The 14,134-nt window shown below is 63.6% G+C and carries 14 protein-coding genes and 1 tRNA gene; 10 read left to right on the forward strand and 5 right to left on the reverse strand.

Annotated elements, in window-relative coordinates; genetic code table 11:
• The first annotated feature begins 127 nt into the window (after window positions 1-127).
• The 3 genes from HXX15_RS22440 (at window position 128) to HXX15_RS22450 (ending at window position 2,614) form a co-directional block, all read left to right on the forward strand.
• Window positions 128-493 (forward strand): response regulator, encoded by a 366-nt coding sequence (locus HXX15_RS22440; RefSeq protein WP_296519131.1) that lies wholly within the window; start codon window positions 128-130, stop codon window positions 491-493.
• 85 nt (window positions 494-578) lie between these two features.
• Window positions 579-1,745: a chemotaxis response regulator protein-glutamate methylesterase gene (locus HXX15_RS22445; RefSeq protein WP_296519132.1), complete on the forward strand. Its 1,167-nt coding sequence runs from the start codon at window positions 579-581 to the stop codon at window positions 1,743-1,745.
• On the forward strand, window positions 1,742-2,614 hold the full coding sequence (locus tag HXX15_RS22450) for a protein-glutamate O-methyltransferase CheR (RefSeq protein ID WP_296519133.1): 873 nt from the start codon (window positions 1,742-1,744) through the stop codon (window positions 2,612-2,614). The genes HXX15_RS22445 and HXX15_RS22450 overlap by 4 nt, the downstream gene beginning before the upstream one ends.
• A 135-nt stretch (window positions 2,615-2,749) precedes the next feature.
• On the opposite strand, the gene ctrA is transcribed toward HXX15_RS22450, so the two are convergent.
• Complete coding sequence (gene ctrA, locus HXX15_RS22455; protein ID WP_044414657.1) at window positions 2,750-3,451, reverse strand: response regulator transcription factor CtrA; 702 nt, start codon at window positions 3,449-3,451, stop codon at window positions 2,750-2,752.
• 368 nt (window positions 3,452-3,819) lie between these two features.
• Between ctrA and fliI the strand changes: the two genes are divergently transcribed.
• The 4 genes from fliI to HXX15_RS22475 all read left to right on the forward strand — a co-directional run bounded on the left by fliI (window position 3,820) and on the right by HXX15_RS22475 (window position 7,296).
• A complete protein-coding gene (fliI, locus tag HXX15_RS22460) occupies window positions 3,820-5,145 on the forward strand; it encodes a flagellar protein export ATPase FliI (protein WP_296519134.1) in 1,326 nt (441 codons plus the stop codon).
• Between the two features lie 108 nt (window positions 5,146-5,253).
• Entirely contained in the window at window positions 5,254-5,673 is a 420-nt protein-coding gene (fliJ, locus tag HXX15_RS22465; RefSeq protein ID WP_296519135.1) for a flagellar export protein FliJ, read from the forward strand.
• Between the two features lie 214 nt (window positions 5,674-5,887).
• The gene (locus HXX15_RS22470) at window positions 5,888-6,436 is read left to right on the forward strand and encodes a sigma-70 family RNA polymerase sigma factor (RefSeq protein ID WP_296519136.1); all 549 of its coding nucleotides are present in this window, start codon (window positions 5,888-5,890) and stop codon (window positions 6,434-6,436) included.
• Window positions 6,436-7,296, forward strand: coding sequence for an anti-sigma factor (locus HXX15_RS22475; protein WP_296519137.1), 861 nt, complete (start codon window positions 6,436-6,438; stop codon window positions 7,294-7,296). Before HXX15_RS22470 ends, HXX15_RS22475 begins: the two co-directional genes overlap by 1 nt.
• Window positions 7,297-7,426: 130 nt before the next feature.
• Here HXX15_RS22475 and HXX15_RS22480 read toward each other — a convergent pair whose 3' ends face one another.
• Together HXX15_RS22480 and flhA are read right to left on the reverse strand one after the other, a co-directional pair.
• On the reverse strand, window positions 7,427-7,627 hold the full coding sequence (locus HXX15_RS22480) for a hypothetical protein (RefSeq protein ID WP_296519138.1): 201 nt from the start codon (window positions 7,625-7,627) through the stop codon (window positions 7,427-7,429).
• Window positions 7,628-7,933: 306 nt separating this feature from the next.
• Window positions 7,934-10,159, reverse strand: coding sequence for a flagellar biosynthesis protein FlhA (gene flhA / locus HXX15_RS22485; RefSeq protein WP_296519139.1), 2,226 nt, complete (start codon window positions 10,157-10,159; stop codon window positions 7,934-7,936).
• 218 nt (window positions 10,160-10,377) lie between these two features.
• Between flhA and HXX15_RS22490 the strand changes: the two genes are divergently transcribed.
• Together HXX15_RS22490 and HXX15_RS22495 are read left to right on the forward strand one after the other, a co-directional pair.
• Window positions 10,378-11,583: an MFS transporter gene (locus HXX15_RS22490; protein WP_296519140.1), complete on the forward strand. Its 1,206-nt coding sequence runs from the start codon at window positions 10,378-10,380 to the stop codon at window positions 11,581-11,583.
• Between the two features lie 135 nt (window positions 11,584-11,718).
• Window positions 11,719-11,794, forward strand: a tRNA-Ile gene (locus HXX15_RS22495).
• Between the two features lie 85 nt (window positions 11,795-11,879).
• Here the strand turns inward: HXX15_RS22495 and HXX15_RS22500 are convergent.
• A complete protein-coding gene (locus HXX15_RS22500) occupies window positions 11,880-12,281 on the reverse strand; it encodes a BLUF domain-containing protein (RefSeq protein WP_296519141.1) in 402 nt (133 codons plus the stop codon).
• Between the two features lie 371 nt (window positions 12,282-12,652).
• Here HXX15_RS22500 and HXX15_RS22505 point away from each other — a divergent pair, with 371 nt between their 5' ends.
• Complete coding sequence (locus tag HXX15_RS22505; RefSeq protein ID WP_296519142.1) at window positions 12,653-13,648, forward strand: fumarylacetoacetate hydrolase family protein; 996 nt, start codon at window positions 12,653-12,655, stop codon at window positions 13,646-13,648.
• Between the two features lie 103 nt (window positions 13,649-13,751).
• Here HXX15_RS22505 and HXX15_RS22510 read toward each other — a convergent pair whose 3' ends face one another.
• Window positions 13,752-14,006, reverse strand: coding sequence for a hypothetical protein (locus HXX15_RS22510; protein ID WP_296519143.1), 255 nt, complete (start codon window positions 14,004-14,006; stop codon window positions 13,752-13,754).
• Between the last annotated feature and the right edge of the window lie 128 nt (window positions 14,007-14,134).

Here is a 14,134-nt window from a genome sequence, read left to right on the forward strand (position 1 = left end):
TCCTCGACGTCGACCGTGTCCTCGAAATCGGAACCGCAAAATTGGCAGCATGACGCGCTGTTGTGAACGTGGCGTATCGAAAAGCAGGCGTTCATCCGGGCGCTGACAAAGCGAATAGAGGCAGAAAATGAAGACATGTCTGGTCGTTGACGACTCAAGCGTCATCCGAAAAGTCGCGCGGCGTATTCTGGAAGGCCTGGACTTCGAAATCATCGAAGCCGAGGACGGCGAAAAGGCGCTCGAAGTCTGCAAGCGCGGACTGCCCGACGCGGTGTTGCTGGACTGGAACATGCCGGTGATGGATGGCTATGAATTCCTGCGCAATCTGCGCCGGATGCCCGGCGGCGATCAGCCCAAAGTGGTGTTCTGCACCACCGAGAACGACGTCGCCCATATCGCGCGCGCGCTGCATGCCGGCGCCAACGAATACATCATGAAGCCGTTCGACAAGGACATCGTGACGGCGAAATTCCAGGAAGTCGGTCTGATCTAATCCAGGCTCCGTCCGGGAATCCCGACCGACGCCGCGTCGTTCGACGCGGCCGTGTGGTTATGAGTTGTTGTTGCGTTGGTGTATCATGAGTGTTGCTTTGGCGAGTGCTTCGACCGCGAGTCCGGCGCAGTATGAACCGTTACGGGTCATGGTGGTCGACGACTCCGTGGTGATACGCGGGTTGATTTCGCGCTGGATCGAAGCCGAGCCGGATATGGTGGTGGCGGCGTCGCTGCGCACCGGGCTTGACGCGGTCAACCAGGTCGAGCGCATCAATCCGGACGTCGCTGTGCTCGACATCGAGATGCCGGAGCTCGACGGCATCGCGGCGCTGCCGCAGTTGCTGGCGAAGAAGCGCAATCTGATCGTGATCATGGCCTCGACGCTGACGCGCCGCAACGCGGAGATCAGCTTCAAAGCGTTGTCGCTCGGCGCCGCCGACTACATTCCAAAACCGGAAAGCACCCGCGAGCCGGCTGCCGCCGACATCTTCAAGCATGATTTGTTGCAGAAGATCCGGCATCTCGGCGCTCGCGTTCGCCGCAAGACCTCGACCGCGAGCAGCGCGCCGGTGCCGTCGGCTCCCGACCGCGCCCGCGAAGTGAGCTACGTGGCGCCGCAGCCGGTCACGTCGGCTCCGCTGACGCGCCGCGCATTCGGCGTGGCCGCGCCGCGCGTCCTGCTGATCGGATCATCGACCGGCGGTCCACAGGCGCTGATGTCGCTCGTCAGTGAAATCGGCGCGGTGATTGACCGCTTCCCGGTGCTGATCACGCAGCATATGCCGCCAACCTTCACGACAATTCTCGCCGAGCACTTGGCTCGCTCCAGTCGTCGGCCAGCCCACGAGGGCATCGACGGTGAGGTCATCAAGGCCGGTCAGATCTATCTCGCGCCCGGCGGCAAGCACATGCGCATCGTGCGTCAGGGTGTCAACGCAGTAATCGCGCTCGACGACGGTCCGCCGGTCAATTTCTGCAAGCCGGCAGTCGACCCGTTGTTCATATCTGCGATCGATGTCTGGCAAGGCGCGATCCTGGCGGTGGTGTTGACCGGGATGGGCTCCGACGGCATGCGTGGCGGCAAGGACATCGTCGCCGCCGGCGGCAGCGTCATCGCTCAGGACGAGGCCTCCAGCGTGGTGTGGGGCATGCCGGGCGCCGCGGCGAATGCTGGCATCTGTGCTGCGATCCTGCCGTTGAATCAGATCGCGCCGAAACTGGTCCGGGTGTTTTCGGGAGATCGCACATGACGCCGCTCGACTACGATTATTTGCGGAAGCTGTTGAAGGAGCGCTCCGGTCTCGATCTGTCGCCCGACAAGCAATACTTGGTTGAAAGCCGGTTGCTGCCGATGGCGCGCCGTCTTGGCCTCGCCGGCATCCCCGACCTGGTCCAGAAGATGAAGGGCGGCGCCGAGCCGATCACCAAGGACGTGATCGAGGCGATGACCACCAACGAGACCTTCTTCTTCCGCGACAAGGTGCCGTTCGATCATCTGCGCGAGGAGATCCTGCCGGCGCTGCTGCAGGCGCGCGCGGCGCGGCGGTCATTGCGGATCTGGAGCGCGGCGTGCTCGACCGGGCAGGAGCCCTATTCGATCGCGATGTGCCTGAAGGAAGCCGGCGCCGCGTTGACCGGGTGGCGGGTCGAAATCGTCGCCACCGACCTGTCGCTGGGCGTGCTGGAGAAATCCAAGTCGGGTCTGTTCAGCCAGTTCGAGGTCCAGCGCGGCCTGCCGATCCAGTTGCTGATGAAATATTTCAAGCAGGCCGGCGAGGTCTGGGAGATCAATCCCGAGATCCGCGCCATGGTGCAGTTCCGCCAGCTCAATCTTCTGCAGGATTTCTCCCAGCTCGGCAGCTTCGACCTGATCTTCTGCCGCAATGTGCTGATCTATTTCGATCAGCCGACCAAGAGCGCGATCTTCGGCCGGCTGGCGCAGCGGCTCGAATCCGACGGCTATCTGGCGCTCGGCGCCGCCGAAACCGTGGTCGGCCTGACCGAGGCGTTCAAGCCGCACGCGTCGCGGCGCGGCATCTATCTGCCGAACAATGTACGCGCGCCGTCGATTGTGCCGGGGATCGCGCCGGTGCAGCTGACCACGCTTCGGGCTGGCTGAGCGAGATCTCAGGCCGGGTCGCCGCATCAACGCGGCGACTGCAATTCGCCGAAGCTTTTCCCAAACAAAAACCCCGCCATTTGCGGCGGGGTCCAGTCGGGAGGCGAGAGCCGGACCGGCTCTCCTTGAAACTTGTCAGGCCGGAATGCGGACTTCTTCCTCGTGCGGCTCGCGCAGCACGTAGCCGCGGCCCCACACCGTTTCGATGAAGTTGCGGCCGTCGGAGGCGTTGGCGAGCTTCTTGCGCAGCTTGCAGATGAAGACGTCGATGATCTTCAGCTCCGGCTCGTCCATGCCGCCGTAAAGGTGGTTGAGGAACATTTCCTTGGTCAGCGTGGTGCCCTTGCGCAAGCTGAGCAGCTCCAGCATCTGATATTCCTTGCCGGTCAGATGCACGCGCTGGCCGCCGACTTCGACGGTCTTGGTATCGAGATTGACGACGAGATCGCCGGTCTGGATCACCGACTGGGCATGGCCCTTGGAGCGCCGCACGATGGCGTGGATGCGGGCGACCAGTTCGTCCTTGTGGAAGGGCTTGGTCATGTAGTCGTCGGCGCCGACACCGAGACCCTTGACCTTGTCCTCGATGCCGGCAAGGCCGGAGAGGATCAGAATCGGGGTTTTGATCTTGGAAACGCGCAGCTGCTTGAGAACATCGTAGCCGGACATGTCCGGAAGGTTCAGATCGAGCAGGATAATATCGTAATCGTAGAGTTTTCCGAGGTCGACGCCCTCTTCGCCGAGGTCCGTCGTGTAGACATTGAAGCTCTCGGATTTGAGCATCAACTCGATCGACTGCGCGGTGGCGCTGTCATCTTCTATCAGCAATACGCGCATGCCAGTCCCCTATAGTCGCCGCTCGGGCGTCAGGCGTCCGCACTACCGGCGGCACTGGAAACGCCTCTGAACAACTGATTCGGATCCTGACCACATATGGTTAACAAAACCTGATTCCCGTCCGCAAGCTCTATCCGTGCAATTTTTGTCGAATCGCCATAAGATGTTGCGTAGAAGCAGCTTTTTGTCACCCTATCTGTTCAAGTTCCACATTAAGAGGCGGGCCTAACCGACTCTCGCGATTCGCACCTTCGTTCTGATGGGCGAACGCCTTCAGCCACCAAAGACAGTGACGTAATGATTAACGATGCGGGTAAACACCAAGTTAAGAGCGACCCGGCGCGACGAGGAAACTTAAGGTTTTCACAATGAAAGCGCTGGCGGAGCAAATCGGCGACATCGACGGCGTCAACATTTATGGCCGCGTGGTCGGCGTGCGCGGTCTCATGGTGGAGATCGCGGGTCCGATCCATGCGATGTCGGTCGGCGCGCGGATCGTGGTCGAGACTGGCGGCAACCGCGTGATCCCCTGCGAAGTGATCGGTTTCACCGGCAACAACGCGGTGGTGATGCCGTTTGCTGGCCTCGACGGCGTCCGCCGCGGCTGCCGCGCGGTAATCGCCAACGCCGCGGCGCAGGTGCGGCCGTCGTCGTCCTGGCTCGGCCGTGTGCTCAATGCGATGGGGGAACCGATCGACGGCAAGGGACCGCTTGCGCAGGGGCCATCGCCGATGTCGTACCGCAATTCGCCGCCGCCGGCGCATTCGCGCAAGCGGGTCGGCGTCCCGCTCGATCTCGGCGTCCGCGCTTTAAATACGTTCCTGACCTGCTGCAAGGGCCAGCGTATGGGCATCTTCGCCGGCTCCGGCGTCGGCAAGTCGGTGCTGCTGTCGATGCTGGCGCGCAATGTCGATGCCGACGTCTCGGTGATCGGCCTGGTCGGCGAGCGCGGCCGCGAGGTCCAGGAGTTCCTGCAGGACGATCTCGGCGACGAGGGGCTGGCGCGCTCGGTGGTGGTAGTGGCGACCTCCGACGAGCCGGCCTTGATGCGGCGGCAGGCGGCCTACCTGACACTGGCGATAGCGGAATACTTCCGCGACGACGGCAAGGACGTCATGTGCATGATGGACTCGGTGACGCGCTTCGCAATGGCGCAGCGCGAGATCGGTTTGTCCGCCGGCGAGCCGCCGACCGCCAAGGGCTACACGCCGACGGTGTTCACCGAATTGCCGAAGCTGCTGGAGCGCGCCGGCCCGGGGCTGGGGGAGGGCACCATCACCGGGATCTTCACGGTGCTGGTCGATGGCGACGACCACAATGAGCCGGTGGCCGACGCGGTCCGCGGCATTCTCGATGGCCACATCGTGATGGAGCGCGCGATCGCCGAACGCGGACGCTACCCCGCGATCAACGTGCTGAAGTCGGTGTCGCGGACGATGCCGAAGGCATGCGATCCCGCCTATCTGCCGATCATCAGGCGCGGGCGGCAGATCATGGGCACCTATGCGGACATGGAAGAACTGATCCGGCTCGGCGCCTATCGTGCGGGTTCCAGCGCCGAAGTCGACGAGGCGATCAGGTTGCACGAGCCGCTGGAGAATTTTCTGCGCCAGGGCAAGGACGAGGCCACCGCGCTGCAGGCCGGCTACGCCCAACTCGAGCAGATCCTTGGCGGCTTGGAAACGGAAAGCTAACTTTGTCCGGCCATTATGCTTGTTACATGAATCGCTTGGCCGGTTGGACCCGTTCGGGATGCCGGCATTGTCCCGCGTTGATTTGGGACTTCTGGGGAGTACGAGTCGATGAAGTCACGTGAAACGCTGATCCGGCTGAAGAAATTTCAGGTCGACGAGAAGCGCAGGAGAGTGGCGCAGATCGAAGGCATGATCGCGGATTTCCAGCGCATGTCGGTCGATCTGGAACGCGAGATCCAGAACGAGCAGGACCGCGCTGGAATCAACGATCCCACTCACTTCGCCTATCCGACCTACGCCAAGGCGGCGATTCAGCGTCGCGAGAACCTGACCCGTTCCGCCGATGAGTTGCGGATCCAGCTCGAGGATGCTCGCTCCTTGCTGTCCGAAGCCTTCGATGAGTTGAAGAAGGTCGAACTGCTCGATGAACGCGATCAGGCGCGCGAACGCGCCGAGGAAAGCGCCCGCGAACAGGCCGATCTCGACAGCATCGGCCTGATGCGCGCCCGGATCGGCGTTGTCGCCTGACCGACCAGCGCCGAATCTGCGACTTTCGGCTGATCGCAGTGCTCAAGACTATCCAACCCGGGCTGATCTGGCCCGGGTTTTCCTTGTCCGGCTTGCACAAGCTGCTCCCGGTGACTTGGTGGATTGTCCGCTCGCAGGGTATGCTAGGGATCACAGCCGGCCGTTTTGGCTGGGTACAGTGGCGGTCGGGTATCGCCAAGTTTGGGGACTTTGAATGCTGACGCCGGCTGAGTTGGTCTGGCTGATCGCCGCCGTTGCGAAGGGGGATCAAGCCGCGTTCGAGCGGCTGTATGTCGCCACCCGGGCGAAACTCTTCGGCGTGGTGCTGCGTATCTTGCGGCGACAGGATCTCGCGGAGGAGGTCATCCAGGAGGCCTACGTCAAGATCTGGAACAGCGCCGGACAGTTCAATCCCGGCGTGGCCTCACCGATCACCTGGATGGCGTCGATTGCGCGCAATCGCGCGATCGATGTGGTCCGCAAACGTAGCGAGGTTTCGATCGAGGAGGAGCCCTCCGCGCTGGAAGTCGCGGCCGACACGCCCGATCCGTTGGCGCGCAGGGAAATGACGGAAGAGTTGAAGCGCCTGCTCGAATGCGTCGGTCGTTTGGAACCGGAGCGGCAGAAGCTCGTGCTGCTTGCTTACTACAATGGTTGGAGTCGCGAACAATTGGCGGCGAAATTCGACGCGCCCGTCAATACGGTGAAGACATGGCTGCGCCGCAGCATGTTGGACATCAGGGAGTGTTTGGGATTGGTATGATGGCCTACAGCGAAGACCACATCGCGCTCGCCGCGGAATACGCACTCGGCACGCTCGATGCCGAGGAGCGGGTGCAGGTGGAGGCCATGATGTCCGTCGATGCGGATTTCAAGGCGATGGTCGAGGCGTGGGAATACAGGCTCGGTCCGCTCAATCAGATGGTCGGTTCGGTCGAGCCGCCCGCGGAATTGTGGGATCGGATCAAGGCTGCGATCGGACATTCCGGCGAGCAGCAGGCATTCTCAATTCCGCTCGCCGCAGCACCGCCGCCAGAGCCGCCGGTCGCGGAGTCGGGCCTCAGCCCGGAATCGATGCGGGTGGTCAGGTTCGCAAAACAGACTTACGTCTGGAAGCGGCTTGCCGTTACGTCGATGGCGATCGCGGCGTCGCTGTTCGCGATCATCGCCGTTCAGCTCTATCAGCCCGACATACTGCCCGACACGTTGCGTCCGAAAATCCGCACCCAGGTCGTTGAAGTGCAAGCGCCCCCGGCGCCGACACCGGCGCAGTTTGTCGCGGTGCTGCAAAAGGACGGCGGCTCGCCGGCGTTCATTCTCACAGTCGATGCCGGAACCAAGAATTTCACCGTGCGCAGGGTGGCGGCGACTCCGGAGCCGGGCAGGAGCTACGAACTTTGGCTGGTGTCCGACAAGCTGCAGAAGCCGCGCTCGCTTGGCGTGATCGGCAGCAAGGATTTTACTGTGCGGCCTGAACTCGCGGCCTACGACACTGACATCGTCAACAAGGCGACCTATGCGGTGACGGTCGAACCCGAAGGCGGATCGCCGACCGGGGTGGCGACCGGACCGATCGTCTTCACCGGCAAACTGATCGAGAGCGTACCGCCCGCGCCGCGCTGAACTGAAAAAGAAAAACGCCCGTGGGGAGCGGGCGTTTTTCCTCGTCATCCACTTGGGGGAGTGGAGCCTTTCGGCATACTCACACGGCGACTTGAGGGGCTGGTCAAGTGCCGCGTGATCTCGAAAATTCCTAGCGCACGACCGTTACGCCCGAACTAGTGATAGCCATCGGCTGACCGGCTTTGATCACGCGCGCAGTCTGGCTGAACCCGTCATTCGCATTCATCCGGGCAGAGATGCCAAACCCAGCCACCGCGATACCGGCGACGAGAGCGACCACCACGATCTTCAGGTGGGTCGTCCGATCCGCGCTGTAAATCGAATGGTTCATGGCAAAGCCTCCTCGTGTCTTCTCCGCCCTCAGAATTGGGTCGCTGCAATCCAGAGGCAGGTTCAACAACTCATGGCCAGTAACGTAGGGAATCACGCTTCGGTTCCTTAGAGGCGATCACAAGGCAGTGAAAAGACTTGAAGCGATGCGAGGTGGATTTTCACTGGGGTCGTCGACCTTTGGAATTGTTCTTCAATGTCAATTTGTTGCCCGGCTTGGCTGCAATCACGCGGGCGCGCTGCCGCCGCTCGTCGATCGCAAAAATCGCTTGTCTGTGACCGAAATGTCGCGCCTTCAAAGTGGCAATCAGACACTTCCGACGGTCTTCAATCGGGCGCGGGGATGGATTTCCGCCTGCGACAGTACCGTGGTCTGCGCCCTGAAACGCTCCACCAGCGAGCGCACGAACGGCCGGATCGACGCCGATGTCACCAGCACCGGGGCCTCGCCTTCGCGGGCGGCCTGTTCGAATTTGTCGCGCACCGTGGTCATGAATTCGGACAGCTTGGACGGCTGCATCGCCAGGCTGCGATCTTCGCCCTGGCCGATGATGGATTCGGCGAATGCTTGCTCCCATTTCGCCGACAGCGCGATCAGCGGCAGGTAGCCGTTCATCGAGGTGTTTTGCGCGCAGATCTGGCGCGCCAGCCGGGCCCGGACGTGTTCGACGATGGTCGACGGGTTGCGCGAGATCGCGATCGCGTCGGCCACGCCTTCCAGAATGGTCGAGAGGTCGCGGATCGAGATCCGTTCGGCGAGCAGTAATTGCAGCACCCGCTGGATTCCCGACACGGTGATCTGCGCCGGCACGATGTCCTTGACCAGTTCGCCCTGTTCCTTCGGCAGATCCTTCAGCAGCTTCTGGGTTTCGCCATAGGACAACAGGTCCGACATGTTGTTCTTCAACAGCTCGGTCAGATGCGTTGACAGCACCGTCGCGGCGTCGACCACGGTGTAGCCCTTCATCGTCGCTTCTTCCTTCAGGCTGGCGTCGACCCAGGTGGCCGGCAGTCCGAAGGTCGGCTCGATGGTGTGGATGCCGGGCACCGTCACCTGATTGCCGCCGGGGTCCATGACCATGAACTGGTTCGGCCAGATCCGGCCCTGGCCGGCGTCGACCTCCTTGATCTTGATGACGTAGGTGTTGGCTTCGAGCTGCACATTGTCGAGGATCCGCACCGCCGGCATCACAAAGCCCATCTCGACCGCGAGCGAGCGGCGCAGCGCCTTGATCTGCTCGGTCAGGCGGTCGGTGCCGTCCGGGCCGTTGACCAGCGGCAGCAGCGCATAGCCAAGCTCGATCTTCAGATCGTCGATCTTTAGCGACGCCGCAATCGGTTCGTCGGCCTCCGCGGCGGCAGCTGCGGCCGCGGCCGGCGCAGCGGCTGCGGTGGCCGCGGCGGCGGAGGCGATGCCGTTGCGCTTGCCCGCCGATATCGCCAGCGCCGCCGCGCCGCCGCCCAGCATCAGGAACGGGATCATCGGAATCCCCGGCAGCATCGCCAGCACCAGCATCACGCCGGCGGACATCCCGAGCGCCTGCGGATAGCCGGACAGCTGCTTCATCAGCGCCTTGTCGGCGGCGCCGGAGACACCCGCTTTCGACACCAACAGGCCGGCGGCGGTCGAGACGATCAGCGCCGGCACCTGGGTGACGAGGCCGTCGCCGACGGTCAACAGTGTGTAGGTCCGCGCCGCCTCGGTGAAGCTGAGGCCCTGCTGGGCGACGCCGATGATGATGCCGCCGATCACGTTGATGAACACGACGAGCAGGCCGGCGATGGCGTCGCCGCGGACGAATTTCGAGGCGCCGTCCATCGCGCCGAAGAAGCCGCTTTCGTCCTCGAGGTCCTTGCGGCGTTTCTTGGCGGTGGCTTCGTCGATCAGGCCGGCGCCAAGGTCGGCGTCGATCGCCATCTGCTTGCCGGGCATGGCGTCGAGGTGGAACCGCGCCGCGACTTCCGCAATGCGCCCCGAACCCTTGGTGATGACCACGAAATTCACGATCACCAGGATCGCGAACACGATGATGCCGATGACGAAATTGCCGCCCATCACGAAATTGCCGAACGCCTCGATGACGTGGCCGGCGGCGGCGGTGCCTTCATGGCCCTTCGACAGGATCAATCGGGTCGAGGCCATGTTCAGCGACAGCCGCAGCATCGTCGAGATCAGCAGGATGGTCGGAAATGACGAGAATTCCAGCGGCGCCTGGATGAACAGCGCCGTCATCAGGATCAGGATCGACAGGGTGATCGAGATCGCGAGGAACAGATCCAGCACGATCGAGGGCAGTGGCAGGATCAAGACCACCAGGATGGTCAGCACCCCGAACGCCAGCGCGAGATCGCCGCGCCTCAGGATCTTGCCGATTTCGCTCAGGCTGGGAATGCCGTTTCCCGCAACCTGGCCCACAGTCGTATCCGACATCGTCGCCGCTTTCCCCCGCGTTTGTCGTTCGCGGGTGCCAAACGCCTGCGCGGTGGCCGAACGGCCACCGGCTCGCAACTGAGGCACCGCACTGGCGTCCACGGGCACTCCCCCCGTTTTACGCGGCCGACGACACTCAAAAGCACTCGGCAAAATTTGCCCAGCTTATGGTTAGCAAAGGGTTAACGAGCGGCGGTGCGGTTGCCGATTGATCCAGCTCCGGGCGGCTTTGGCGTGTCGCCCTTGACGCCGGCGCCGACGCTGGCGAAATTGGCCCTGGGCGGAAACAAATTCCAAGAAAATCAAAGAAAATAAAATAAATGACCACATTCGTTCTGGATTCTCGCGCGGCGTGGGGCAGGCTGACCCTCGCTTTGTTGATCGGTTCGATCGGCAGCGTGGGGATGTGGTCGGTGGTGGTGGTGCTGCCGGTGGTGCAGACCGAATTCGCCGCCAGCCGCGGCGGCGCCTCGCTGGCCTTCACCCTGGCGATGCTCGGATTTGGCCTCGGCGGCGTCGCGACCGGGAAGCTGACCGACCGCTTCGGCATCGTCACTGCAATCAGCCTTGGCATCGCGGTCGAGGCGCTGGGCTACGTTGGGGCCGGGCTGTCGACCACGCTGTGGCAGTTCACGCTGGTGCATTTCGTGATCGGCGCGGGGGCATCGGCGACCTTCGGTCCCTTAATGGCAGAGGCGTCGCACTGGTTCGATCGCTACCGCGGGCTGGCGGTGACGATCGCGGCGAGCGGAAACTACGTCGGCGGCACGATCTGGCCGCCGCTGGTCAATTGGGGCACGCAGGCGATCGGCTGGCGATCGACCCACCTGGCGATCGGAGCATTCTGCGCGGTGACGATGACGGCGGTGGTGCTGCTGCTGCGCGCGCGGATGGGCGGCGAGACCCAGCGCAGCCATGTCAACGCCCCGCCGCCGCGGATCGATCTGCAGATCAACACCAATGCGCTGACGGCGCTGCTCTGCGTCGCCGCCATTGCCTGCTGCGTGGCGATGGCGATGCCGCAGGTCCACATCGTCGCCTATTGCGGCGACCTCGGCTACGGTGTGGCGCGCGGCGCCGAGATGCTGTCGCTGATGCTGGCTTTCGGAATTGTCAGCCGTATAGGCTCCGGGTTTCTCGCCGACCGCATCGGCGGGATCCCGACCTTGCTGATTGGCTCGGTGGCGCAGGGCTTCGCGCTGCTGTTCTATCTATTCTTCGACGGGCTGTCGTCGCTGTACATCATCTCGGCGATGTTCGGACTGTTCCAGGGCGGCATCGTGCCGAGCTACGCCATCATTGTGCGCGAGTCGATGCCGGCGCGCGAAGCCGCCACCCGCGTCGGCATCGTGATCCTGGCGTCGGTGTTCGGGATGTCGTTCGGCGGCTACATCTCCGGCGTGATCTTCGACAGCACCGGCTCCTACGCCGCCGCCTTCGTCAACGGCCTGGCCTGGAACGCCGTCAACGTCACGATCATGGTGGGGCTGCTGTTGCGGGCGCGCCGGCGTCTGGCGCTGGCTTGAATCGTTGAGCCGGGTGCGTCGATGGTTCTTGCTGGCCTCGCACCAAACGTCGCCGCCGGAACGTATCGATTGCCGTGCCGCGGCTGCCATTGTAAGGGGTGTCGGCACCGTCCGTCGCTCGCGCGACCAGTGGCGGGGCCTGTAGCTCAATGGTTAGAGCCGGCCGCTCATAACGGTCTGGTTGCAGGTTCGAGTCCTGCCGGGCCCACCAACTCATTCAACTCATCAGCAGCATGGTCGCTAACAAGTCTTGAATTGTCGCATGCGCGGCCGACGACTCTGACGAGACGTCAGCCTCAGCCCTTGGGCTCCCGCGCCAGCCGTTCGAAAATCGCCACCACTTCGGCTTCGGTGGCGCGGTCGACCGCGCCGGCTTTGACGTCGGCCTGGGTCCACATCCAGGAGCGCGCCGGGTCGTCGCGCATCGCCCAGTCCGGAAACAGCCGCTCGGTCACCTCGCGCCGGCTCAGCAGCCTGACTTCGAGATGGCGATTGTCCTTGGCGATCCGCCGATAGGCGCCGTCGACGGCGTCCTGCGGCCCCTCCAGCAGTTGCAGATACAGATCGGCGCGGCAGATCAGGGCGCCGGTGATGTCGTCGCGTTCGTTGCAGCGTCGCGCATCCATCAGGATGGCGTTCAGCATCGCATTGTCGAAGCCGAACGGCCGTGAGGCGTAGATCAACTGGATCATCGGCATCGCAACATCCCTTGTGCTGGATTGGCCTGCGCGCGCAGGCGAGAGGCGGGTGCCAAATCCTCGCATGCGGGCGGCATTGACGCCAATCCAAAGTGAAGCGCGCGGGCGGCGCCGCAGACCGGGCCGACCCGATCGGCCGCCGGGATCAAGGCGGCCGGCCTGGCCGCGACAGGCGGCGCCTAGCTGGCACAGCCCAGCGGGTCAGCCGAGGGCGTAACCCGCTGCCTGGTCCGGGATTTGCCGATTGACGCGCACGGCCGGTCGCTGCAAGTCCGGTGGCGCGCAGAACGCGGCGATTGGTCGGCAATGCGTCCTATGCCAAGTTGGTCGACAACGAATCCCTGCCGCCGGACAGAACTGGAGCTTCCTGAATGAAATTGGCAACCCTTCGCCGCGGCGGACGCGACGGCACCCTGGTCGTGGTCGACCGCGACCTCAAGCGCGCTTTGCCGGTGCCGGAGATCGCCGCGACGCTACAGCGTGCGCTCGATGATTGGGATCGGCTGCACCCAGCGCTCGAGAAGGTCTCTCGATCGCTGAATGCCGGCGAGGTCGCTGGCGCGCTGCCGTTTGCGAGCCAGGATGTGGCGGCGCCGCTGCCGCGGGCCTATCAATGGTGCGACGGCTCAGCCTATCTGTCGCACGCCGAACTGGTGCGCAAGGCGCGCAAGGCCGAGATGCCGCAAAGCCTGTATTCCGATCCGCTGGTTTATCAGGGCGGCTCGGATGTCATGCTCGGCGCCAGGGACGACATCAGGATCGCCGACGAGACCTGGGGCATCGATCTGGAGGCCGAGATCGCGGTGGTGACCGCGGATGTGCCGATGGGGACGTCGGTGGCCGCGGCCGGGACCTATATTCGGCTGGTGATGCTGGTGAACGACGTCAGCCTGCGCAACCTGATCCCGTCGGAACTGGCCAAACAGTTCGGCTTCTTTCAATCGAAGCCGCCGACCGCGTTCTCGCCAGTTGCGGTGACGCCCGACGAGTTGGGCGAGGCGTGGGACGGCCGCAAGCTGTCGCTGCCCCTGATCAGTCATGTCAATGGTCGGCTGCTCGGCAGCCCCAATGCCGGCGTCGACCTCGATTTCGATTTTCCGCAGCTGATCGCCCATGTGAGCCGCACCCGCCCCCTGGGCGCCGGCGCCATCGTCGGCTCTGGCACCGTCGCCAACCGCGATCCGGCGGCGGGCTCGTCATGCCTCGCCGAGCGCCGCATGCTGGAAATCATTGCCGATGGCGAACCGAAGACGCCGTTTCTGGCGTTCGGCGACAGCGTCCGGATCGAGATGCTGGACCAGCAGGGGCATTCGATCTTCGGCGCGATCGAACAGACGGTGAAGCGCTACGTGCCGCCATCCGCCTGAGACAACTATACGGCTGGCGCCCGTCCCTGCCGAGATCGCGAGCGATCGCGTCTCGCCACGGATCGGTGTCGCGTGCCGCTTCGATCGATGCGTCGCGTAGAGATCAGTTGCAGGGATGCGGGCGGCCGTCCTGGCCGCGATAGGCCGCGGCGCTTTGCTTGCACAGCCTGCTGAGCGGTCCGTCGTAGTAAGCGAAGGTCGCGCCGGGCCAGACCGGCGGGCCGTAATTGTGGGAATAGAGCGATCCGTCATGCCGATGGTGCGCGCGCGCGGCATGTTTGTAAGGGCGCGCGACGGCAGGCACCGCCACGGCCAACGACAGAATCGCCACCGCCGCCAACAGCTTGAAATTTGTCACGCCTGCTTCTCCCATCGTGCCTCGGCCCTCGGCGAAGTCGCCGGCCAGATTCGTGGCTCGCAAAATAGCAAGATAGGCTCGAGTTTACGAGGTCGGATTCACCAGCGCTTCAATCATCGGGAACAACT

The sequence above is a fragment of the Rhodopseudomonas sp. genome (genome assembly GCF_013377015.1).
GTDB lineage: Bacteria > Pseudomonadota > Alphaproteobacteria > Rhizobiales > Xanthobacteraceae > JARJEH01.

What these genes read in the sequence shown, in the direction of transcription:
- HXX15_RS22440 (WP_296519131.1), top strand. Translation starts at nt 128, where the DNA reads ATGAAGACATGTCTGGTCGTTGACGACTCAAGCGTCATCCGAAAAGTC.
- HXX15_RS22445 (WP_296519132.1), top strand. Translation starts at nt 579, where the DNA reads ATGAGTGTTGCTTTGGCGAGTGCTTCGACCGCGAGTCCGGCGCAGTAT.
- HXX15_RS22450 (WP_296519133.1), top strand. Translation starts at nt 1,742, where the DNA reads ATGACGCCGCTCGACTACGATTATTTGCGGAAGCTGTTGAAGGAGCGC.
- ctrA (WP_044414657.1), bottom strand. Translation starts at nt 3,451, where the DNA reads ATGCGCGTATTGCTGATAGAAGATGACAGCGCCACCGCGCAGTCGATC.
- fliI (WP_296519134.1), top strand. Translation starts at nt 3,820, where the DNA reads ATGAAAGCGCTGGCGGAGCAAATCGGCGACATCGACGGCGTCAACATT.
- fliJ (WP_296519135.1), top strand. Translation starts at nt 5,254, where the DNA reads ATGAAGTCACGTGAAACGCTGATCCGGCTGAAGAAATTTCAGGTCGAC.
- HXX15_RS22470 (WP_296519136.1), top strand. Translation starts at nt 5,888, where the DNA reads ATGCTGACGCCGGCTGAGTTGGTCTGGCTGATCGCCGCCGTTGCGAAG.
- HXX15_RS22475 (WP_296519137.1), top strand. Translation starts at nt 6,436, where the DNA reads ATGGCCTACAGCGAAGACCACATCGCGCTCGCCGCGGAATACGCACTC.
- HXX15_RS22480 (WP_296519138.1), bottom strand. Translation starts at nt 7,627, where the DNA reads ATGAACCATTCGATTTACAGCGCGGATCGGACGACCCACCTGAAGATC.
- HXX15_RS22490 (WP_296519140.1), top strand. Translation starts at nt 10,378, where the DNA reads ATGACCACATTCGTTCTGGATTCTCGCGCGGCGTGGGGCAGGCTGACC.
- HXX15_RS22500 (WP_296519141.1), bottom strand. Translation starts at nt 12,281, where the DNA reads ATGCCGATGATCCAGTTGATCTACGCCTCACGGCCGTTCGGCTTCGAC.
- HXX15_RS22505 (WP_296519142.1), top strand. Translation starts at nt 12,653, where the DNA reads ATGAAATTGGCAACCCTTCGCCGCGGCGGACGCGACGGCACCCTGGTC.